The organism is Chelativorans sp. (genome assembly GCF_031180965.1).
In the GTDB taxonomy this organism is placed as follows: Bacteria; Pseudomonadota; Alphaproteobacteria; order Rhizobiales; family Rhizobiaceae; genus Chelativorans.
Genome location: NZ_JAPSLH010000002.1, coordinates 126,387 through 147,953 on the forward strand (window position 1 = coordinate 126,387; position 21,567 = coordinate 147,953).

Below are 21,567 nucleotides of genomic sequence, written 5' to 3' on the forward strand. Positions count from 1 at the left end.
ACTGCCCGCTTCCGAAGGTTGGGGCGGTTTCAACCGGGAGACTTCCCATGAACTCCATAATTTACCTCATCGGGCTCGTTGTCGTCGTTCTCGCGATCCTTTCCTTCCTCGGCCTTGCATAGGAGTGAAAGATGGCTACGACACCCTACCCCTCTGGGCCCTCCCAGCAGAGCGCCAGCGATCCCAGCATCCAGGATAGTGCGCGTGAGGCGGCCGAAAGCTTTAGCTCCGCGGCGCGGCGCCAAGCCGGCGATCAGATCGACTCCGCTCGGCGCAAGACTTCCGAAACCGTCGGCGCCTTTGCCGAAGCCGTCCGCAAGGCCGGCGACGAGCTCGCCGCCAAGGATGAAGGGCCGGCGGCACAGCTGCTGAGCCAAGCTGCCGGCGGTCTGGAGCAGCTCTCGACCGCGATCAGCCAGAAGCGGTTGGAGGACATCGTTGGCGATGTGCGGCGTTTTGGCCGCGAACATCCCGGCGCTTTCATGATGGGCTCCGTCCTGGTGGGCATCGCGCTCGGCCGGTTTGCGCAAAGCGCCATGCCGGCGACAAGCTCGAGCAGTCACCCAGAACCGGCAGGCAACCAGCCGACCTATCCCGAACCTGCAGAAAGCCCGCCGACCTATCCCGAGCCGGCAAGCCGCCCGGCCGCACCCTTCTCGCCGCAGCCGAATTTCAGCCAGACCCCGGGAGGAACCGATGAGCTCTAACGAAGATCCTCGCGGAATTACCACCCTCATCTCCGATCTGACCGACCAGGCGAGCCGGCTCGTCCGGACGGAGTTTGAGCTTCTGCGCACCGAAATGTCCGAGAAGGTTGGCCAGGTCAGGAACGGCGCGATCGAGGTTGTCGCCGGGAGCATCTGCCTTCTCGCAGCGCTGCTCATCCTCCTGCAGGCGCTGGTGCTGGCGCTTGCGGAACTCGGTCTCGGAGTGGGCTGGGCATCGCTCCTGGTAGGCGTCGTGGTGGCCATTCTCGGGGCGATCCTGGTGCGAACCGGAAGTTCCAACATGTCCACGGCCAATCTCACGCCGGAACGGACCCAGGATCAGCTCGGCCGCGACGCGCGGGCAGTGAAGGAGCAGATGCGATGACACAGAAATCCTCAGCAGAGCTGGCGCGCGAGGCCGAAGCCGTCCGCGCCAGGATGACCGAGACGGCAGAAACGCTTCAGCATAAACTCTCGCCCGGCCAGCTCATCGATGAGTTGGGAAACTATTTCAAGAATTCCGACGGCTCGGTCGCACTCGAGAATCTGAAGACGCAGGTCCGTGACAACCCCCTGCCACTTGCCCTTGTCGGCGTGGGCCTCGCCTGGCTTTTCATGGGTGGCGGCCCGAAGGCCGGCACCCTGGCCGAACAAATGCGCGGCAGCACAGCGTCTTCGGGTTCGGAGCCCTGGTCGGCCGACCCGGATCTGCAAGGGTCTGGCCTGGGAATGACGCCAGGCGAACTCACCGGCGGCGACGAGGGAGGCGATTCCGTCTTCGGACGGGGAGCATCTGCTCTCTCTGACGCTGGATCCTCCGTGTCCTCCACCTTCCGCTCGGCCGCCGAAGGGGCACGCTCGGCGGGCCACAGGATGGGCGCGGCCGGCCACGGGGCCGCCTCGCGCCTGGCCTCCGGCGGCAGCCAGGCCCAGCGCATGTTCCGCGACACGCTCGAGCAGGAACCTCTGATCATCGGCGCGCTGGGCGTCGCCGTGGGGGCTGCCATCGGCGCCATGTTGCCGAGAACCAGGATCGAGGAGGATACGCTCGCTCCCTATGGAGCGGCTGTTCGCGAGAGCGTGACGGAAAAGGTGAGCAGCGGCATCGAACGGGCAAAGGAGGCAGCGTCCGCCGCGTTCCAAACGGAGGGAGACGAGGAGAAGCAGGACGAAGCTGGCAGGTAAAGTTCGATGTCGGCATGGGAACGGGCGCATATATTCATGCGCTCTTCCCTATTGCCCGCCGTCCGTCCCGAACTGGACCGGGGCTTTGATTTGCGGCATTTTCAGTACGTCCATCGCGATTAAGACACGGAGGTTCTGATGAAGATGACCCGACGCCGGTCGCTGCAGCTGGGCCTTGCCGCTATGGCTGGGCTTGGCACCTCGGTGATGATGCCGTTCTCCGCGCGTGCCCAAGGGGAGGCGGGCGACAGCTACGACACGGATAGCGGCAAGATCACCATCCATCCCATCTCCCACGCCTCCTTCGTGATGACCGTGCCGGACATGGTCATCTATGTGGACCCGGTCGGCGGGGCCGCGGCCTATGAGGGCCATCCGGCACCGGATCTCATTCTCATCACGCACGAGCACGGCGACCACTTTGATCCCGAAACGCTCACCGCCATCGTCGCCGACCAGACCCGGCTGGTCACCAACCCGGCCGTGTTGGAGAAGCTGCCGCCCGAACTCAAGGAAAAGGCCTCGGCGATAGCCAATGGAGAGACCACGGCGGTTGGCGACCTGCAGATCGAGGCGATCCCCGCCTACAACACCACGCCGGACCGCCTGCAATATCACCCCAAGGGGCGGGACAACGGCTATATCCTCTCGATCGACGGCCGCCGCATCTATATTGCGGGCGATACAGAGGATATACCGGAGATGCGCGCCCTCTCCGACATCTACATCGCATTCGTGCCGATGAACCTGCCCTATACGATGGATGCGGATCAGGCGAGCTCCGCGGTCGCCGAGTTCAAGCCCGCCTTCGTCTATCCCTATCACTACCGCGGCAGTGACCCTGAAGCATTTGCCGCGAAGGTGGCTGAGGCGGGCGGGGATACTAAAGTGGTGCTGGGCCCCTGGTATGAGTGATCGAAGCCGGGCGACTGCTCCGAGGATGGTTCGACCGGCGCCGAACCATGCCCGTTAGAAATCGACTTCAGCCCGCGCTAACCGTCCGGGGGCGATCCCCCCGTCTAGCCGCACATCATGCCTCCTCCAGCCACACGCGGTGGAATTTCGGCGAATGCAACACGCCGAAGACGAAATCCTTCACCCTCGGCGTCTCGATGGACATCGCTGAAGACGTATACTGCGGCAGGTGGAGGGCCTGCTCGACCACAAAGCGCTGGAGCTTGGCGAAGGCCTGCTTGCGCTCCCCCCTGCCCGTCGTCGCCACGGCCGCATCGAGCAGCTCGCGGAACCCCGGCGCGAGCTAACCAGCACCCTCCCCAGCCCGGTCCTTCACATATTAAATTAGCATATTCTGAAATTCCGTCCACAATTTCACGTATGTGAAGTTTACCGCCCGTGCCCGCTTGCGGCATCGCGGCCAGCCCGTCCGCAATGCCTGATCAGCCGCCAATCAGAACATCGGCGGATAGGGACGCCCGCCGCGGTCAAGCGTGACCCAGCGCGTCTCGGTGAAGGTCTCGAGCGACCAGCGGCCGCCATGCTTGCCGACGCCCGACGCCTTGAAGCCGCCGAAGGGCACATGCGGCTCGTCGTTCACCGACGAGCAGTTGATGTGGCAGTTGCCCGTGTCCAGGCGGTTGGCGATGGCAAGCCCCCTCGCCTCGTCGCGCGTCATGACGCCGGCCGAGAGCCCGTACTCGGTATCGTTGGCGATGGCGATCGCCTCCTCGTCGGTCCGGAAGGGAATGACGGGGACCACTGGGCCGAAGGTCTCCTCCTGGTAGAGCTTCATCTCCGGCGTGACGCCGGTGAGGATCGTCGGCTCGATATACCGGCCGTCGACCTTGCCGCCCAGCACCACCTTGGCGCCCTTGGCGATCGCATCCTCGAGCTGGTCCTTCACCTTGCCGGCCTGCTTGTCGTTGATGAGCGGGCCGATGATGTGTTCCTTGCTCTTGGTGGGATCGCCCACCTTGAGGCGGCTCGCGCGCTCCACGAACCTGTTCAGGAAGTCGTCGTAGATCTTCTCATGGACGAGCACCTTCTCGACGGACATGCAGATCTGCCCCTGGTGCATGAAGGAGCCGAAATTGGCGGCCTGCGTCGCCCGCTCCATGTCGGCGTCCTCGCAGACGATGAGCGAGTCCTTGCCGCCCAGCTCCATGCAGAACTTCTTCAGATGCGCCGCCGCCTTCGCGGCCACCTGCCGGCCCACGGCGGTGGACCCGGTGAAGGAGATGCCCTTCACAAGAGGATGCTCGATCAGCACGTCGCCGACCTCCTGGACGTGATCGCGCGAGCAGGTGATGACATTGAGAACGCCCTTGGGAAGCCCCGCCTCCTCAAAGATTTCCGCGAAGAGCAAGCCGCCCGTATAGGGCGTCTCCTCCGACGGCTTCAGGACGATCGTGTTGCCCGCCGCGAGCGCGAAGAGGAAGCCGCGCCCTGTCAGGATGCAGGGAAAATTCCACGGGCTGATGACGGAGATGACGCCCATCGGCCGCCGGACGGCCATGGATACCTTGCCGTATTCGGAGGGCAGCACCTCGCCCGTCGGCTGCCAGACGGAGGCGGCGGCCGCATGGAAGATTTCCGTGACATAGCCGGTCTCGAACATGCCCTTGCCGAACCAGCCGCCGCCCTCGGCCTGCAGCGCCTCGACAATTTCCATACGGCGCTTTTCCCAGATCTCCGCCGCTTTGTGGATCACATGGGCGCGCTTGGAAAAGGGCAGCGCCGACCATTCGGGGAACGCGGCATGCGCGGCCTCCACCGCCGCCGTTGCTTCGGCCTTGCCGGAATCCGGCACCTCGGCCCAGACAGAACCGTCGGCCGGGTTCAGGTCCTTGAACGTACCGCCTGCCGGGGCCCAGCCGCCGCCGATATACATTCCTTCGAATACGCGTGCCATTTCAGCTTCTCCTCCTGTTGCGGCGCTGCCGCCGATCTCCTTTGCTTGTGGATACGACGCCTCGCCGGCCGAAATCGCGCGGGCGCCACGCCTATGCGATAAACTCGACCTCCCTCCGGCCTGCGTGAGGCGGATTCACACCTCTGCCCTTCTCATCGCGATGATAATTAGGGCACCTTACTGCTTGCGATTGTTATTCACCGCGTGAGCGGCCGCAACTGCTTTTGTCGGCACGGCGGCGGATTCTTCTCGCGGCAGTCGCCGGACCCAGGCGATCCGGCGTTGGGCCTCATCAACCGGCGGAGACCCGATGGGCTCAGGCCGCACCCGGCTTGAGCCGCGTTCCGCCCGCATCGAAGAGAAGGATCTGTTCCGGATCGAAGGTGAGCCAGCAAGCGGCGCCGCGCTCGACCCGTCCCTTGCCCGGCATGGTGACCGTCGTCAGGCCGACCATTTCGGGCAGGCGGACATGGATGAGCGTCTCGCTGCCCAGATGTTCAACGAGTTCGATACTGCCGGCGACGCTCCCGTCCGCCGCCTCGCCTGAAAGGCCGACCGCGTCGGGACGGATGCCCAGCGTCAGCGCCGCGCCGGGCTCCACCGCCGCCGACAGCGCCGGCGGGAGCGGCACCTGGTCGCCGGCTCCGAGGCGGAGGACCGCCATGCCTTCCCTGCTCTCAGCCCTGACCTGGATGAAATTGATCCTAGGCTGGCCCAGAAAGCTCGCCACGAACATGTTGTCGGGGCGCTCGTAGAGATCGAGAGGCGAGCCCTGCTGTTCCACGCGACCCTTGTTCATGACCACGATGCGGTCGGCGAGCGTCATCGCCTCCACCTGGTCGTGGGTGACATAGATCATCGTCGCATCGAGCTCGGCATGGAGCCGCGCGATCTCGATGCGCATCTGCGCGCGCAGGCCTGCATCGAGGTTTGAGAGCGGCTCATCGAACAGGAAGACGCCGGGATTGCGAGTGATGGCCCGGCCGATGGCGACGCGCTGGCGCTGCCCGCCCGAGAGTGCGCGTGGCTTGCGGTCGAGCAACTCCTCGATCTGCAGCACCGCGGCGGCCTGGGCGACCTTCGCCCTCACCTCCTCCTTCGGCACACCCGACATTTTGAGGCCGAAACCCATGTTCTCGGCCACGGTCATGTGCGGGTAGAGCGCGTAGGACTGGAATACCATGGCGATACCCCGGTCGGCGGCGGGCACATCGTTCATGCGCTTGCCGCCAATCCTGAGTTCGCCTGACGTGATCTCCTCCAGCCCCGCGATCATCCGCAGAAGGGTCGATTTCCCGCAGCCGGACGGGCCGACGAAGACGACGAATTCGCGGTCCTTGATGGAAAGCGAGACGTCGCACACCGCCTCGACCGCCCCGAAATTCTTGCAGACCCCGCTGAGCTCGACCGATGCCATTCTTACTGCCCGCCCTTCACGGCCCACATTTCGATCTCGACGAGGAAGCCCGGAAGGAGAATGGCCTGCACCGCCGTTCTCACGGGGCGGGGCTCCGGCAACATCGCCTCGTAGACGGCGTTGAAGCGCTCCCAGTCGGCAAGATCGGCAAGATAGATGTTCGCCTTGAAGACGTCCGCCAGGCCGCAGCCGGCAGTGGCGAGCTGCCTCGCGCAATTGTCGAGCGTGGCGCGCGCCTGCTCCTCGATTGTGGCGCCGATCACCCGCCCTTCCATGTCCACCGCTACCTGGCCAGATATGACGACCAGCCGGCGGGCATCGATCTCCAGGACCGGCGAATAAGGCCCGGCGGTGCTGTGCTGCACCGCGCCGGCCGGCAGGCGCTTCAACGGCTGGGGGCCTTCTTCACGTTTAGCGTCCATTGGTTCAGCCTTTCACCGAGCCGGCGAGCAGGCCTTCCACGACGAAGCGCCAGACCAGCACGACAAGAACGAGCGAGGGAATGATGGCGATGAAGATGCTGGTGTTGAGCAGGCTCCAGGACACGTCGGTGTTGCGCGCAAGCGCCGCCATCACCACGGATACGGGGCGCGAGCGCGCCTCGCCCGAAAGCACCAGCGAGAAGATGTATTCGGAATAGGAAAGCATGAAGGCGAAGAGCCCCGTCGCCCCGATGGAGGGCAGCGCCAGCGGCAGGGCTATGCGGAGGAAGCCCTGCAAGCCGGTGCAGCGGTCGAGCACGGCCGCCTCGAAGAGCTCTGCCGGGATCTTCCGGAAGAAGACCGACAGGATCAGCACCGTGAAAGGCAGCGCCTGAGCGGTATGGACGAGGATGATGCCGTAGATGGAGCCGATCAGCCCCAGCGACTGCATGAGCATGTAGATGGGCACGACCAGCGCCGTGGTTGGAACGAGCGGCGACAGGATGATGAACATGAAGCTCGCCTTCTTGCCCGGGAAGGCATAGCGGGCGAAGACGTAGGCCGCCGGCGCGCCGAGCAATATGTTGAGCGCCATGGCGGCGAGCGCGATGCGCGTGGAGTTCCACAGGCTCTGCGGCACCTGGCGGGCGGCATCGGAGATCATGGAGCGGTTGGCGCCCTCCAGGAGATAGGAGGCAGGCAGCTCGCCCGTGAAGACATAGCGGTAGGTTTCGAAGGAAAGGCCGTGATCGAGGATGGAGATGTTCGGGTCGAGCAGGATCCGGTCCGGAACGACGCTGCCGTAGAAGGCCAGCAGCACCGGCCCGCCGGTGAACAGCAGGATGAGCCCGGCGATCAGGGCGGTGGAAAGTCGGCTTCCCCGCCGGGCCATCACGGGCGCTCCTCGAAGAGGTCGGAGGGCAGCGCCCGGGTGATCAGCACGATGAGGAGCCCCGCTACCGCGACCATGACGAAGGCGAGCGCCGACCCCGCGCCGAAATCATACATGGCAAAGCTCTCACGCCAGATCTGGAACGCGAGCAGCGTGGTCGCCGTGCCCGGCCCGCCGCCCGTCATGGCATAGACGAGATCGTAGGTCGTGAAGGCTACGAGCGCGTTATAGACGATGAGCACGACCACCATCGCCTTGATCTCTGGAAAGATCACATGCCAGAAGCGCTTCCAGCCGCTGCGGCAGTCGATCGTTGCCGCCTCGAGCGTCTCGGCATTGATGGCCGCGAGCGCCGCCATGGTTAGCACCACAGCGAAGGGGATCTGCGTCCAGATATGGGCAACGAGGACGCAGGCGAAGGCGAGCGTCGGCGTGTTGAGCCATTGGATGGGAGCGTTTATGGCGCCCGCCCATTCGAGCAAGCCGTTGATGATTCCAAAGCTCGGGTGGAAAACCCAGATCCAGAGCACCGCGCTTATGGCGCCAGGGAGCACCCATGGCAGGAGCACCACCGATCGCACGATCATGGAGCCGGCGAACCGCCGCTGCAGGAACAGCGCGACGGAAACGCCGAGGATCACCACCAGAGGCGCGGCCAAAGCCATGAACACGACCGAATTCAAGAAGGCGGTCCTGAAATAGCCGGAGGAAAGCACGCGCTTGTAGTTGTCGAGGCCGACAAAGGGCTCGCCGGGAAACAGCAGCATCACGCCATGCAGGCTGGTCCAGAAGGCATAGGCGACCGGATAGACGATGAACGCCGCGACCGGAAGGAGCGCGGGCAGCAGCCACAGCAGCGGATAGCGTCTGATCGTCCACATGGAGGCGTGACGTCCTGAGAGGTGGAGACGAAGAGGGAGGTGAGGCGGATCGCGCGCGCCGCCCCACCCATGCCGGCCTAGCGGCTGGCGAATTGCTCGCGCAGCATGTTCCAGCGCTCCGCGCCGTCGCGCATTGCCTGTTCGACGGGGATCTCGCCGACAATGGCGCTGGCGAGGAGCGGCCGGAAATAGGCCGACCAGACGGCGGTCCACTCGGTCCAGGTGCCGGGCCTCGCATTCTCGATCTGCTTGGCGAGCACATCCATGTCGACCCACTTGCCCCAGGCCTCCTTCACTTCCGGATCCTGGAGAAGCGGCAACTGGCCGAAGCCGAGCCCATTCTCCACCGCCCAGCGCTTGGCCACGTCATAGGGTTGCCCGGCCATGAAGTTGATGAACTTCCAGGCGGCCTCGGCCCTCTGCGGATCCTGCGCGGTGGTGGCGGTGACGGCATAGAACTTGGCGAAGCCGAGGGTCGAATGCGCCTCGCCCGGCATCGGCGCCAGCGCGAACTGCCCGGCAAGCGGCTGCTCCCCTGCATTGTTCATTGCGGCGAGCACGTAGTTGTAGACGATGGTGAAGGCATGCTTGCCCGTGTTCATCGTCGTGATGATGTTGGATTCGTGGTTTTCCGGCTGCACCAGTTCCTTCTCGAAGGCCTCGCGCAGCCATTCCAGATGCTTGTAGGCCGCATTGTCGGGCTGGTCGAAGACGGCGTTCAGGTCCTTGTCGAAGAGCTCGCCGCCGCGCCCATAGACCTGCGCCACGAAGGCGTCGAAGAAATTCGGCAATTCCTGATTGTACTCATAGACGATGGGCCGGTCGATGCCCGCCGCCTTCAGCTTCTCCGACGCCGCCATCACGTCTTCCCAGCTCTGCGGCACCGCGATGCCGTGCTCATCGAGAAGATTCTTGTTGTAGAGGAAGGAGATCGTGTCGGCGTAATAGGGTAGGCCGTAGACCTTCTCCCCATAGGTCACGTCGGAGAGCGCAAAGCCAGCCATCTCTTTGGTCAGCGTGTCGATCATGCCTTCCGGCGCGATCTCCTCCAGCGGCGCCAGCCAGCCGGCCGAGGCCCAGGCGGGCAACCAATCCTGACCGCCATAGAGCACGTCGGTCTGCGTGCCGCCGCGGAAACGCAGCACCAGGCTGTCCTGATAGTCCGGCCAGGTATAGTCGGTCACGTTGACCTTGATGCCGGGATTGGCCTCCTCGAACTTCTTCACATTGTCCTGGATCGTGTCGAGCGCATAGTTCCAGACGACGAATTCCAGCGTGATATCCTGCGCGAATGCCGGCTGCGCGGCCCAAGCCGCGCCAAGGAGCGCGGTGGCTGCGGCGAATTTCTTCAGTGACATGGATCTCCCTCCTTTGGCTCACCCTCGGCGGCACGTCCGGCTGCGGCAGAGGTCGTTGACACCGCGTCCGGAGACTGCACTATAGTGACCATTCTAAATCAATTGCAACCGTTATGGAGTACTAGGAGGTTGGAACGGCTGTCCGGATTGGCACCACTTCCTATACGTGCAAGGGTGCGGCGATGTTCAGGGGCAAAAGTCAATCAGATCGCTCGCGTTCACTCATACGGGTGAAACAGCTCGGCGGCGGATGAAAGAAAACGTCCTATGGGTACGGAGAGCCTGGCATGCGCTTTGAAGACCTAACCTCGCCCGAAATCGGTGCCCTCGACCGGGACAAGACCGTGCTCCTCCTGCCGATCGGCTCCGTGGAGCAGCACGGAAATCACATGCCGCTCGGTACCGACACGATGCTGGCCGAGGGCTTGTGCCTTGCCGCGGCTGAGCAGCTTGCGCCGAATATCCTGGTGCTCCCGTCTCCCTGGTACGGCTATTCCCCGCACCACATGCGCTTCCCCGGAAGCATCACGCTGAGGCCGGATACGCTGCGCGCCCTTGTCGCGGATATAGTCGGCAGCCTGGTTCGCCACGGCTTCCGCCGCATCGTCATCGTCAACGGCCATGGCGGCAACGCCAATCTCGTGGGCGTAATGGCGACCTCGCTCGGCGAGGATTACTACGGAAAAGCCCGCATTGCCGGCCTCACCTATTTCCACCTTGCGGCCGCCGAGATCGCGCAACTGCGCAAGTCGGAGAAAGGCGGCACCGGCCATGCTTGCGAATTCGAGACGGCGATGATGCAGCATCTGCGGCCCGGTCTCGTCCGGCTCGACCGGGCAGCTTCCATCTACCCCGAAACGGGCACGCCCTATCTTTCGACCGACCTCGTCGAGGGCAGCCGCGTCAGCACATATCTCGATTTCGCCGACCTGTCTCCCACCGGCACCTTCGGCGACCCAAGCCTCGCCAGCCCGGAGCAGGGCGAACGGTTCTTCGCCGCCTGCACGGATGTGCTGGTGCGGTTCCTTGAGGATTTTGCCAGATGGCCGGTCGCGGGGGGCAGCAAGATATGAAGCAGCTGAGGGTTGGGGTCATCGGTCTTGGCTATTTCGGGACGCGCCATGCCCGCATCTATGCGCAGCATGCGGCGGCCGAGCTCGTCGCCGTCTGCGACAGGAACGCCGATGCGGCCAGCGCGGTTGCGAAGGCCACCGGGGCCGAGTCCTGCACGGACATGACGGCGCTCCTCGCCCGCCCCGACATCGAGGCGGTCAGCATATGCCTGCCCGACCGGCTTCACGAGGAAGCCGCGATCGCCGCCGCCCGCGCCGGCAAAGCCATCCTGCTCGAGAAGCCGATGGCCCATGATGCGCCTACGGCGCGCCGCATCGCGGCGGCTATCGAAGAATGCGGCGCAAGGCTGATGGTCGGCCACATCCTGCGTTTCGATCCGCGCTATGTGCAGGTCTACGAAGCGGCCGCGCCCGAGCGGCTCGGCCAGCCCATCCATCTGCGCGCCAAGCGCAACGGCATCCGCTCCACCGCCCGGCGGCTGGGGCCGGCAAGCTCTATCCTCTTCTATATGGGCGTGCATGACGTGGACGCGATGCAGTGGATCGCCAGGTCGAGGATTTCCCGCGTCTACGCGCAGAAGCGCGAGGTGCTCGGAACCGGCAACGAGGACGCGCTCTATGCGGTGGTGAATTTCGAGAATGGCGCCATCGGCAGCATCGACTACAGCTGGGCCTGGCCGGACGGGCTGATGAACGGCTACCGCGCGGCGCTGGAAATCGTCGGCACCAGGGCCGCGGCCTATCTCGACTGCACGGATCAGGGTTTTTATACGGTGCTCGACAGCGGCACGACCGGCGGCGACACGCATCTGTGGCCGGAGATCAATGGCCGCATCACCGGCGACCTTGCCGACGAGCTCGACCATTTCGTCACGGCCACCCGCGCCGGCACGCCCTATCTCCAGCCCTGGCGGGAAGCTTTTGACGCCATTCCCGTGCTTGATGCGCTTGCCTTGTCCGCCCGCACGGGCCAGCCGGTGGAGGTCGAGCGCTGAACAGCCAGGATTGCTCCGGAATGGTTGACTTCCCGCACAAGACAGGGTTTCTCAGCCGCATCCTCGTGCCCACGCCAATCGAATCATGAACACCGCCGCCCGTCCCCTCGAACTCAATGTGGTGACTTCCAACGAGAGGGCCACCCCCTCGCTGGTCTACCGGGCGCTGCTCCGGTCCATCCGCGAGGGCATCATGGTGCCGGGTTCGAAGCTGCCCAACGAGCGCGAGCTTGCAAGCCAGCTGAACACCAGCCGCACGGCGGTGCGCACCGCGCTTGCCATCATGGAGCGCGAGGGTCTGGTTACGCGGCGCGTCGGCGCCGGCACCTTCCTCACCGAGGACGCCGACCACGTCTTCGAGCGCATGGACCAGACCGACGCTGACGACCACGACAGCGTGCCCTCCTTCATCGAGATCGTCGAGGGGCGGCTGCTCTTCGAGCCCGCCATGATGCAGCTGGTGGTGAGCCGCGCGGAGGAGAACGACATCGCCGCCATGCGGCAGATTTTGAAGAACATCCTGGACGCGCCGACCTGGCGCGACTTCAAGGAAAGCATCTATGGACTGCACGAGCAGATGTTTTCCGCCACCAAGAACCGCTTCCTGATGCAGATCATGGAGAGCATCTTGGCCGACCGCCGCGCCGTCGCCTTCGACGGGCGCGAGACCGACAAGCCCGCCCCGCAGCCCGTGCGCACCCAGACCCACAAGGACCTCTCGGCCATTGTCGAGGCTATCGCCGCGCGCGACGGCAAGCTCGCCGAAAGCCTGCTGTCCGACCACCTGATGCGCACCCTGGCCACCATCAACATATGGCAGTAGGAAGCCGAACGCCGCTGCCGTGCCTTCCTCGACCGGTGAGCGCGACGCCTGACCACGCACGGTCGCGGCTCACCTGGAAGGACCTCCGCCTCTTCCGCGCGGCTAATTAACATGTTACGCGACGTCCAGCCGGCAACACCGTCGTCCCGCGGCGTGCGGCGATCGAGGTGCGGCTGCCGATAGGACGCCAGCAAGAGGCAGAATGGTCAAGGCGCTCGGGGGCGCCGCCATCACTGAGGAGACAGGAATGGAATCGATCAGGGGCAAGGTGGCCATCGTCACGGGCGCCAGCAGCGGCATCGGACTCGGCATCGCGAGGGAACTGGCGCGCGACGGCGCCGTCACCGTCCTGGCAGCGCGCAGCGCCGACAAGCTGGTCGCCATCGTCGAGGAAATCGGCCGCGAGGGCGGAACGGCCTTCGCCGTGCCCACCGATGTGACGATCGAGGCCGACGTGCTGAACCTTTTCCGCGAGACGGAACGGCGCGCCGGCCCGGTCGATATCCTCGTCAACAATGCCGGGATCGCTGACGCCACGCCGACCGATGCGCTGGAGCTGGAGCGCTGGCGGGAAGTGCTCGACACGAACCTGACCTCGGCCTTCCTGTGCAGCCGTGAGGCCATTCGCGTCATGAAGCGGAACGGCGGCGGGCGCATCATCAATATCGGCTCCTTGTCGGCGAAATCCCCCCGCCCACACTCGGTCGCCTATACGGCCAGCAAATTCGCCCTCGAGGGGCTCACGCGCTCCATGGCGCTCGACGGCCGGGAGCACAACATCACCGCCTGCGCCGTGCATCCCGGCGCCACGGTGAGTTCGCTCGTCCCCGGCGTCACGGACAGGCTGGAGACCGACCGGATCGAGCCAGCCGATCTCGGGCGCCTCGTCGTGCTGATGGCGAGCCTGCCCTCCGACATCGCGGTGCTCGACACGACGATCCTCCCCGTCCGCGTTCCTTTCCTCGGGCGCGGCTAGCCCTCCTGCCCCATCTTGCCGGGATTCATGATACCGGCAGGATCGAGCGCGGCCTTGATCCGCTTCATCACGTCGACGGCAGCCCCGTGCTCGCGCCGCATGAATTTCAGCTTGGCTATGCCGATGCCGTGCTCTCCGCTGGCCGTGCCGCCGACGGCGAGCGCCCGCTCCACGAGCCGGTCGGAGAGCCTTTCCGCTTCTGCCAGGTCGGCCGGGCTGTCGGGGTCGATGAGATAGGCCGTGTGGTAGTTGCCGTCGCCCACATGGCCGACGATCTGCCCGGTCAGCGTCGACGCGTCGATGTCCTCGCGCGCCGCAACGATGCTTTCGGCAAGCCGCGAGATCGGCACGCAGATGTCGCTCGTATAAAGGTCACAGCCGGGCCGGATCGCCTTTGTTGCCCAGAACAGGTCATGCCGCGCCTGCCATAGCCGTGCCCGCTCGTCGGCGTCGGTGGACCAGCGGAAGCCGTTCCCGCCTTGGTCGGTGCAGATCTCCTCGGCAATGCGCGACTGCTCGGCAACCCACGCCGGCGTGCCGTGGAACTCGAACAGGAGCGTCGGCGCGACCTCGAGCGCGAGCTTCGAGTAGTTGTTCACTCCCGATATGGCGACCTCGTCGAGGAACTCGACGCGCGCCACAGGAATGCCGTACTGCACCGTCGCGATCACGGCCTCGACGGCGCTGCGCACACTGGTGAAGGAGCAGATCGCGGAGGAGACCTCCTCCGGGATCGGGTGCAGGCGCACAGTCAGTTCGGTGATGATGCCGAGCGTCCCTTCCGCGCCGACGAAAAGATGCGTGAGATCATAGCCGGTCGATGACTTTTTCGCGCGCGATCCGGTGCGGATCGCGGTTCCCTCCGGCGTGACGACGCGCAGCGCCATCACGTTCTCCCGCATCGTGCCGTAGCGCACCGCCGTCGTCCCGCTGCCGCGCGTCGAGGCCATGCCGCCCAGCGAAGCGTCCGCGCCGGGATCAACGGGGAACATCAGGCCGGTGTCGCGCAGCTCGGCGTTAAGCTGCTTGCGCGTCACGCCCGGCTGGATCACAGCAATGAAATCCTCCGGCCGCACCTCCAGGATGCGGTTCATCTCGCGCGTGCTGACCGAGATCCCGCCTTTGATCGGGATGGTGTGGCCCTCCATCGAGGAGCCGGCGCCGACGGGAACCACCGGCACGCCGTGGGCGGCGCAGGCACGCACGATCGTCTGCACCTCCTCCTCCGTCTGCGGGAAGGCGACGGCGTCAGGCATGGCCGGCGGCAGGCGCGAGGTATCGCGGCTGTGGTGCTCGCGCACGGCGCCGGATGTGACCAGCCGGTCGCCGAGGACCGGCTTCAGCATGTCGATGACGCGCAGCGCCGCTTCAGACATAATGGCCGCCCCTCGCCGCCCCGGCAGGATATTTGGAAGCGGCGAGCTCCTTGCTCGTGATGAATTCGAGCAAGGCGGGAACCCCCTTCTGCGTCTGCTCTATACCGCGCCGGATGGCCGGGATGATCTCGCTCGGCTCGGTGATGCGCTCGCCATAGCCGCCGAGCGCCTTGGCGAACTCGGCATAGTTTCCGGAAATGTCGGTGGCACGGTACTTTTCCGTGGAGACGCCCATGATCGGCAGCTCCATGGCCATGGAGAAATTGTTGAGCAGGATGGAAAGGATCGGGATGCGCTCCCGGACCGCCGTCTCGAAATCCATGCCCGTGAAGCCGATCGCCGCGTCTCCCCACACATTGATGCACAGCTTGTCCGGACAGGCGAGCTTGGCGCCCATGGCAAGGCCAAGCCCGTAGCCTAGCTGGGTGGACTTGCCCCAGCCGATATAGGTGAGCGGTTCGGTGGTGACCCAGAAGGGCGAAAGCTGGTCGCGCGGGCTGCCCGCGTCGTGGGTGATGATGGTGTTGGCGACGTCGACGGTCTTCTGCAGATCCCACAGCACCCGATATGGCGTCATCGGCGCCTCGTCGGAGGTGAGCCTGGGCATCCATTCGGCGAGCCAGCTTTCGCGCACTTTGGCGATCTCTTTCGCGATCTCCTCATGCGGGCGCGCGGAGACGCCGCGCCGGTCGAGCTCGGCGAGCACCCCATCCAGGATGAGCCCGGCATCGCCGACCAGCGCGACGGCGGCCTCATAGTCCTTGTTGATATGGTCGGCCGAAAGCGTGCCGTGGATGACGGTCTTGCCGCGCGGCATCTGCACGCCGAAGGAGGTTTCGGTGAAGGAGCAGCCGATGCCGAAGATGAGGTCGGCCTCGTCGAGGAAATGGCGCACCGTTTTCGGTATCGCCGCGCCACCCGATCCCAATGCCAGCGGATGGTTCTCCGGAAAGGCGCTCTTACCTTCAAGGCTTGTGCAGACAGGGATCGCGAGCCGCTCGGCAAGCGCCCGCAGCTGCGGCCAGGCCCGCGCATAGTGCACCCCCTGCCCCGCATAGATGACCGGGCGCTTCGCGCGGGCGAGCAGCTCCGCCGCCTCGGCGACGGCTTGCGGGTCGGGGCCGCTGCGCGTCGAGACGACGGGCCTGTAGGACAGCGGCTCCGGCACCTCTTCGTTCCAGATGTCGTTCGGTATCTCCACGAGGACCGGCGCTTTTGTGCCGTTGCGCAGCCGCGAGAAGGCACGGCGAAAAATGTTCGGAATGTCCGCCGGCACATTGATGGGCTCGGCGGACTTGGTGATGTCGCGCATGGAGATGACGGCGTTGTAGTTCGGCTCCACATGCGCCAGCCGCCGCGGGTAGCCGCCGGGCAAGACCAGGATCGGCACGGATTCGGAATAGGCCTGCGCGATCGCGCCGTAGGAGTTCTCCGTGCCCGGGCCGAGCTGCATGGCGAAGACGCCGATCTTTCCGCCCGAGCTCAGCCGCGAGATGGCATCGGCCATATGGATCCCCGTCCGCTCCTGGCGCACGATGATCGGCCGCACATCAGCCATCGCGGCATATTCCAGGATATGGTTCACCGGGTACCCGATGATCATCTCAACGCCTTCGCGTTTGAGGATTTCGACGATCGCTTCGCCGACCTTCATGGCCCATTCCTTTGTTCTTGCGCAGGGATGCCCGGCGTTGATCCGGACGCCGGCCCGAGCGCCGCACTCCGCCGATCCTTAATATGTTCTCATTCCAGCCGCCATGTCCATACGTGTATTCACGGCCAGCAGAGCACGCGGGCTGCCCGGCCTGCCCGCTCCGCGGCCGACGGCCCCCGTTGCAGGAAGCGGCCTGCTCCGGAATCTGCGGCAGAAAGCCTTGTGTTGAGAGAAATCCTGTGATGAACTTCACGGCAGAAACGTGGAACAGGATGTGCAGCAGGAGCACGTGTCCACGCGTCGATCTGGGAGGAAGAATGTATACACGAACTCTGGCAGCCCTGGCGCTTGCCCTCGGAACCGCGCAGGCTGGGATGGCGGCGGAAGTCGAACTCACCCTCTCGCACTGGGTGCCGGGAACGCACCCGCTTCAGGTGACGGGAATGGAGCCCTGGGCAAAGTCCATCAGCGAGGCCTCGAACGGCCGGATCGAGATCCAGATCTTCCCAGCGCAGCAGCTCGGCGCGGCGGCCGATCACTACGACATGGCGCGCGACGGCGTCGTCGATATCGGCTTCATCAATCCCGGCTACCAGCCCGGCCGCTTCCCGATCATGGCCGCGGCGGAGCTGCCCTTCCATTTCGCCAACGCCAAGGGCGGCGTGCGTGCCCTCACCGAGTGGTACAAGCCCTATGCAGAAAGGGAGATGTCGGACACCTATTTTTGCATGGCCCTGACGCATGATCCCGGCACCTTCCACGGCAAGTCGCGCATTCTCGTGCCCGAGGACGTGCGCGGCAAGAATGTGCGCCCGGCGAACGCCACCGAGGCGCGCTTCGTCAACCTGCTCGGCGGCGCCTCGGTTCAGGTCTCGGCCGCCGAGATGCGCGAGGTGCTCTCCAAGGGCACGGCCGACATGACGCAGGCGCCGTGGGAATCGCTTTTCATCTTCGGCGCCGACACGCTCGTCACGCATCACCTCGACATGCCGATCTACGCTTCCATCAACGCCTTCGTGATCAACAAGGCCAAGATGGATGGTCTGTCGCCCGAGGACCGCAAGGTGATCGAGGATCACTGCACGCCGGAATGGGCGGAGAAGATGTCGAGCGGCTGGGCCGATGTCGAGGCGGCCGGGCGTGACAAGATCGCCGCCGATCCCAAGCACACGCTGCACAAGCCGAATGCCGAAGAGGCGCAGCAGTGGAAAGACGCGGCCGCGCCGCTGACGGAGGAATGGAAAGCGACCATCACCAAGGCCGGCATGGATCCGGAGCCGATCCTGAACGGGCTTGTCGAGGCGCTGAAGAAGTACGACTCATTTGCGGGAGAATGACTGCCGGAGGAAAAGTTCCGGCAGTCGCAAATTATCTGGGAGGATAGAATGAAGTTGAGGACCCTGCTTGCTTCGGCGGCGGTCGCGGCCATGACGGCCGTGGCGCAGGCCGCCGAGGTCGAACTGACGCTTTCCCATTGGGTGCCGCCCACGCACCCGCTGCAGCCCGGCGGCATGGAGCCCTGGGCGGAGTCCATCAAGCAGGCCTCCAACGGGCGGATCGAGATCACCATCTATCCCGCCTCGCAGCTCGGCGCCGCGCCCGACCATTACGACATGGCGCGCGACGGCGTCACCGACATAGCCTTCATCAATCCGGGCTATCAGCCCGGCCGCTTCCCGATCATCGCCGCCGGCGAGATCCCCTTCACCATCTCCAACGCCAAGGCCGGCTCGCGCGCGCTCGACGAGTGGTACCGCCAGCATGTCGACAAGGAGATGTCGGACGTCTATTTCTGCATGGTGCATCTGCACGATCCCGGCACACTGCACGGCACCAAGGGGCCGATCCAGGTACCCTCGGACCTGCGCGGCAAGACCATACGCCCGGCGCATGGCACCATGGCGCGCATGGTGAACGCGCTCGGCGCCACCTCGGTGCAGGTTCCCGCCGGCGAGATGCGCGACCTGATCAACAAGGGCGCTGCCGACATGACTGCCTCGCCCTGGAACTCGCTCTTCACCTTTGGCATCCAGGACGTGGTCACTCATCACCTCGACATGCCCTTTTACGTGACCACCTTCGCCTTCGTGATGAACAAGGCGAAGATCGATGGGCTTGCGCCCGAGGACCGCAAGGTCATCGACGACCACTGCACGCCCGAGCAGGCGCAGAAGATGGCCGAAAAATGGGCCGATGCGGAGGCGGCCGGGCGCCAGAAGATCATCGATCTGGGCAACCACACGCTCTACGAGCCCACGCCCGAGGAAGTAACCCAGTGGAAGGAGGCCACGGCCCCGCTCAATGAGGAGTGGCGGCAGGCGGCGGCGGCGAAGGGGATCGACGCCGAGGCTGCCTGGAACGGGCTGGTTGAGACCCTGAAGAAGCACGATTCCTACATCGAATAGTGCGGCGCATGGCGTGTTCATCGGGGCAGGCGCCGCCGCGCCTGCCTCACCATTGACGGGGGGAAGGCAAGGATGGGTCGCCTTATCGAACGGTTCTGCACGGCAGTCGATATCGTCGCCGGCGTCCTTCTGGGACTCTGCACGATCCTGATCGTCGCTTCGACGGCCAGCCGGTATCTCTTCTCCTGGGCCGTGCCGGACGCATTCGACCTGTCGCGCCTCCTGATCGGCGCCTGCGTCATGTGGGGCTTTGCCTCCGTCGCGTATCGCGGCGGCCATATCGCCGTCGACCTTCTGTGGGAGGTCCTGTCGCGCCGCTGGAAACTGGCGCTGGACCTCTTCGCATGGGTCACGATGCTGTTCTTCACGGTCCTTCTCGCCGTGATGACCTATACGCGCGTCACGAGCGCCTATGCCAGCAATGAAAGCACCTTCGATCTGCGGCTGCCGGTCTGGCCGATGCTGGGCCTGATCTGGCTCGGCTGCGCCGCGAGCGTGATCACGCTCATTTTCGCCCTCTCCCGGGTGCGGGCGGGAACGCAGTCGCATGGCGTGGAGGGCCAGATCGAATGAGCATGGGCGACCTCACCGCCATCATCGGCTTCATCGCCATGTTCGTGCTGATGGCGCTGCGCGTGCCCATCGGTATTGCCATGGGGCTGGTCGGCGTGTTCGGCTTTGCCGCAATGCGCGGCATGATGCCGGCGCTCAACCTTCTCACCACCTCGCCCTTTCGCGTCGTCACCGACTTCAACCTGACGCTGGTGCCCTTCTTCATCCTGATGGGCGCCTTCGCCACCAATTCCGGCATGTCGCGCGAGCTCTTCCGCACCGGCAATGCCTGGCTCGGCTCTTTCCGCGGCGGCCTTGCCCTTGCGACGATCTCCGCCTGCGCCGGCTTTGCCGCGATCTGCGGCAGCTCCGTCGCCACCGCCGCCACCATGACGCGCGTGGCCTTGCCGGAGATGCGCGGCGCCGGCTATCACGACGCGACCTCCACCGGCGTCATTGCCGCCGGCGGCACGCTCGGCATCCTCATTCCGCCCTCGGTTGTGATGGTCGTCTACGGCTATTTGACCGAGACGGATGTCGGCCAGCTTTTCATGGCGGGCATTTTCCCGGGCGTCCTGGCGACGGCGATGTATATGGGAACAGTGCTGGTGGCCCATGGCAAGCGGCTGCCGCCGGGCAAGCGCTTCGACCTGCGCGAAGCTTTTGCCTCGCTGCGCGACGTCTGGGCCGTGGTGCTGCTCTTCATCGCCGTCATCGGCGTCATTTATCTCGGCATCGCAACGCCCACGGAAGCGGCCGCCGTCGGCGCCTTCGCCACGATGCTCATTGGCATCATGCGCGGGCGGCTCAACACGCGGAGCATCCTCGACAGCCTGGTGGAGGCGCTGCGCACCTCCGTCGTGCTCTACACGGTACTGATCGGCGCGATGCTGTTCGGCTATTTTCTGGCCATCACCCAGTCGCCGCAGAAGCTGACCGCGCTTCTGGTGGGCCTTGATCTCGGCGCCTATGGCACGCTGGGGCTGATCCTCGCCTTCTTCTTCATCGCCGGCGCCCTGATGGACGAGATGGCGATGATCGTCCTGATGGTGCCGATCGTCTTCCCCGTCATCGTGCATCTGGGCTTCGACCCGATCTGGTTCGGCGTCATCCTGGTGACGTCGTGCCAGCTCGGCATGATCACGCCGCCGGTCGGCATCAACATGTTCGTCATAAATTCCATAGCCAAGGACGTGAAGCTCACCACCATCTTCCGGGGGGTTGGGCCCTTCATCGCGGCCGATATCCTGCGGCTGGTGATCCTGGTGATCTTCCCGGCCATCGCGCTGTGGCTGCCGATGACCATGAGGTAAGCCATGCAGCCTCCCTCCCTCCGGCCGCTCTGCCGCATCACTGCCGAGCTCGCGCCGCCGATCGAGAAGGGAAGCGGCACCGGCGCCCGCTGGCGCATCATCCCCATCATCGGCGGCGTGGTGGAAGGCGAGCGCCTCTCCGGCCGCATCCTCAATCTCGGCGCGGACTGGCAGACCATTTTTGCCGACGGTTATGCCGAGCTCGACACCCGCTACGCGATCGAGACCGATGACGGCGCGGTGATCGACGTGCGGAATTTCGGCTTCCGCCACGGACCCGACGAGGTGATGGCGCGCCTGGCGGCCGGCGAGCAGGTCGATCCCGCGCTCTACTATATGCGCACCCATCCGCGCTTCCATACCGGCGACCCGCGCTATGCCTGGCTGAACCGCACGATTTTTCTCGGCACCGGCGAACGGCTGAAGGATTCCGTCAGGATCGATATCTTCGAGGTGCTTTGAATCCCTGCGCTCACGTGGGTTCATGCGAGGAGATCCTGAAGGCGCGTTTCATCGCCGCCACGCCCGGCTTTCGCCGTCTGGCCATTGAGGAAGGTGGGAAGCGGGGCGCGTGATCCGAGCCTCTCTGTTAGTTTATGTGGCGCGTTCCACGCGCCCCGCCGGCCGCTGTCCCGACATTGGCCGGTCACTCGGGCTTCGTCTCCGTCC

At 65.0% G+C, this 21,567-nt stretch carries 22 protein-coding genes; 13 read left to right on the forward strand and 9 right to left on the reverse strand.

The genetic code is table 11. The features are described 5' to 3' along the window. The first annotated feature begins 131 nt into the window (after positions 1 to 131). The 4 genes from RIN79_RS02055 (at position 132) to RIN79_RS02070 (ending at position 2,807) form a co-directional block, all read left to right on the forward strand. Positions 132 to 707: a hypothetical protein gene (locus RIN79_RS02055; protein ID WP_309082948.1), complete on the forward strand. Its 576-nt coding sequence runs from the start codon at positions 132 to 134 to the stop codon at positions 705 to 707. Then, the gene (locus RIN79_RS02060; RefSeq protein ID WP_309082949.1) at positions 697 to 1,092 is read left to right on the forward strand and encodes a phage holin family protein; all 396 of its coding nucleotides are present in this window, start codon (positions 697 to 699) and stop codon (positions 1,090 to 1,092) included. Before RIN79_RS02055 ends, RIN79_RS02060 begins: the two co-directional genes overlap by 11 nt. Further along, positions 1,089 to 1,892, forward strand: coding sequence for a DUF3618 domain-containing protein (locus tag RIN79_RS02065; protein ID WP_309082950.1), 804 nt, complete (start codon positions 1,089 to 1,091; stop codon positions 1,890 to 1,892). The genes RIN79_RS02060 and RIN79_RS02065 overlap by 4 nt, the downstream gene beginning before the upstream one ends. Positions 1,893 to 2,030: 138 nt before the next feature. Further along, positions 2,031 to 2,807, forward strand: a complete 777-nt coding sequence (locus RIN79_RS02070) for an MBL fold metallo-hydrolase (protein WP_309082951.1) — start codon at positions 2,031 to 2,033, stop codon at positions 2,805 to 2,807. Positions 2,808 to 2,922: 115 nt separating this feature from the next. Here RIN79_RS02070 and RIN79_RS02075 read toward each other — a convergent pair whose 3' ends face one another. From RIN79_RS02075 to RIN79_RS02105, 7 genes are all read right to left on the reverse strand, one after another. Further along, positions 2,923 to 3,114 (reverse strand): hypothetical protein, encoded by a 192-nt coding sequence (locus RIN79_RS02075; RefSeq protein ID WP_309082952.1) that lies wholly within the window; start codon positions 3,112 to 3,114, stop codon positions 2,923 to 2,925. Positions 3,115 to 3,300: 186 nt separating this feature from the next. After that, the gene (locus RIN79_RS02080) at positions 3,301 to 4,761 is read right to left on the reverse strand and encodes an aldehyde dehydrogenase family protein (protein WP_309082953.1); all 1,461 of its coding nucleotides are present in this window, start codon (positions 4,759 to 4,761) and stop codon (positions 3,301 to 3,303) included. A 316-nt stretch (positions 4,762 to 5,077) separates the two neighbouring features. After that, complete coding sequence (locus RIN79_RS02085) at positions 5,078 to 6,178, reverse strand: ABC transporter ATP-binding protein (RefSeq protein ID WP_309082954.1); 1,101 nt, start codon at positions 6,176 to 6,178, stop codon at positions 5,078 to 5,080. Positions 6,179 to 6,180: 2 nt separating this feature from the next. Next, positions 6,181 to 6,600 carry a RidA family protein gene (locus RIN79_RS02090; protein WP_309082955.1) on the reverse strand — a complete coding sequence of 140 codons (420 nt, stop codon included), beginning with the start codon at positions 6,598 to 6,600 and terminating at the stop codon, positions 6,181 to 6,183. Positions 6,601 to 6,604: 4 nt separating this feature from the next. After that, a complete protein-coding gene (locus tag RIN79_RS02095) occupies positions 6,605 to 7,492 on the reverse strand; it encodes a carbohydrate ABC transporter permease (RefSeq protein ID WP_309082956.1) in 888 nt (295 codons plus the stop codon). After that, positions 7,492 to 8,373 (reverse strand): sugar ABC transporter permease, encoded by an 882-nt coding sequence (locus RIN79_RS02100; protein WP_309082957.1) that lies wholly within the window; start codon positions 8,371 to 8,373, stop codon positions 7,492 to 7,494. Before RIN79_RS02100 ends, RIN79_RS02095 begins: the two co-directional genes overlap by 1 nt. A gap of 77 nt (positions 8,374 to 8,450) precedes the next feature. Next, positions 8,451 to 9,731 carry a sugar ABC transporter substrate-binding protein gene (locus RIN79_RS02105; RefSeq protein ID WP_309082958.1) on the reverse strand — a complete coding sequence of 427 codons (1,281 nt, stop codon included), beginning with the start codon at positions 9,729 to 9,731 and terminating at the stop codon, positions 8,451 to 8,453. 287 nt (positions 9,732 to 10,018) lie between these two features. Here RIN79_RS02105 and RIN79_RS02110 point away from each other — a divergent pair, with 287 nt between their 5' ends. The 4 genes from RIN79_RS02110 (at position 10,019) to RIN79_RS02125 (ending at position 13,598) form a co-directional block, all read left to right on the forward strand. Then, complete coding sequence (locus RIN79_RS02110; protein WP_309082959.1) at positions 10,019 to 10,804, forward strand: creatininase family protein; 786 nt, start codon at positions 10,019 to 10,021, stop codon at positions 10,802 to 10,804. Beyond that, complete coding sequence (locus tag RIN79_RS02115) at positions 10,801 to 11,799, forward strand: Gfo/Idh/MocA family oxidoreductase (RefSeq protein WP_309082960.1); 999 nt, start codon at positions 10,801 to 10,803, stop codon at positions 11,797 to 11,799. The genes RIN79_RS02110 and RIN79_RS02115 overlap by 4 nt, the downstream gene beginning before the upstream one ends. Before the next feature lie 85 nt (positions 11,800 to 11,884). Then, positions 11,885 to 12,622, forward strand: a complete 738-nt coding sequence (locus tag RIN79_RS02120) for a GntR family transcriptional regulator (RefSeq protein WP_309082961.1) — start codon at positions 11,885 to 11,887, stop codon at positions 12,620 to 12,622. Positions 12,623 to 12,869: 247 nt separating this feature from the next. Continuing rightward, positions 12,870 to 13,598: an SDR family oxidoreductase gene (locus RIN79_RS02125; protein ID WP_309082962.1), complete on the forward strand. Its 729-nt coding sequence runs from the start codon at positions 12,870 to 12,872 to the stop codon at positions 13,596 to 13,598. Here the strand turns inward: RIN79_RS02125 and RIN79_RS02130 are convergent. Together RIN79_RS02130 and RIN79_RS02135 are read right to left on the reverse strand one after the other, a co-directional pair. Continuing rightward, positions 13,595 to 14,974, reverse strand: coding sequence for an FAD-linked oxidase C-terminal domain-containing protein (locus RIN79_RS02130; protein WP_309082963.1), 1,380 nt, complete (start codon positions 14,972 to 14,974; stop codon positions 13,595 to 13,597). The genes RIN79_RS02125 and RIN79_RS02130 overlap by 4 nt on opposite strands. Continuing rightward, entirely contained in the window at positions 14,967 to 16,628 is a 1,662-nt protein-coding gene (locus RIN79_RS02135; RefSeq protein WP_375165857.1) for a thiamine pyrophosphate-requiring protein, read from the reverse strand. Before RIN79_RS02135 ends, RIN79_RS02130 begins: the two co-directional genes overlap by 8 nt. 317 nt (positions 16,629 to 16,945) lie before the next feature. On the opposite strand from RIN79_RS02135, the gene RIN79_RS02140 reads away from it, so the two are divergent. The 5 genes from RIN79_RS02140 (at position 16,946) to RIN79_RS02160 (ending at position 21,360) form a co-directional block, all read left to right on the forward strand. Beyond that, positions 16,946 to 17,965 (forward strand): TRAP transporter substrate-binding protein, encoded by a 1,020-nt coding sequence (locus tag RIN79_RS02140; RefSeq protein WP_309082964.1) that lies wholly within the window; start codon positions 16,946 to 16,948, stop codon positions 17,963 to 17,965. A 48-nt stretch (positions 17,966 to 18,013) separates the two neighbouring features. Then, complete coding sequence (locus RIN79_RS02145) at positions 18,014 to 19,033, forward strand: TRAP transporter substrate-binding protein (RefSeq protein WP_309082965.1); 1,020 nt, start codon at positions 18,014 to 18,016, stop codon at positions 19,031 to 19,033. A gap of 72 nt (positions 19,034 to 19,105) precedes the next feature. Beyond that, positions 19,106 to 19,606 carry a TRAP transporter small permease gene (locus RIN79_RS02150; protein WP_309082966.1) on the forward strand — a complete coding sequence of 167 codons (501 nt, stop codon included), beginning with the start codon at positions 19,106 to 19,108 and terminating at the stop codon, positions 19,604 to 19,606. Beyond that, entirely contained in the window at positions 19,603 to 20,898 is a 1,296-nt protein-coding gene (locus RIN79_RS02155) for a TRAP transporter large permease (protein ID WP_309082967.1), read from the forward strand. The genes RIN79_RS02150 and RIN79_RS02155 overlap by 4 nt, the downstream gene beginning before the upstream one ends. A gap of 3 nt (positions 20,899 to 20,901) precedes the next feature. Further along, the gene (locus tag RIN79_RS02160; protein WP_309082968.1) at positions 20,902 to 21,360 is read left to right on the forward strand and encodes a DUF3237 domain-containing protein; all 459 of its coding nucleotides are present in this window, start codon (positions 20,902 to 20,904) and stop codon (positions 21,358 to 21,360) included. Positions 21,361 to 21,567 lie beyond the last annotated feature (207 nt).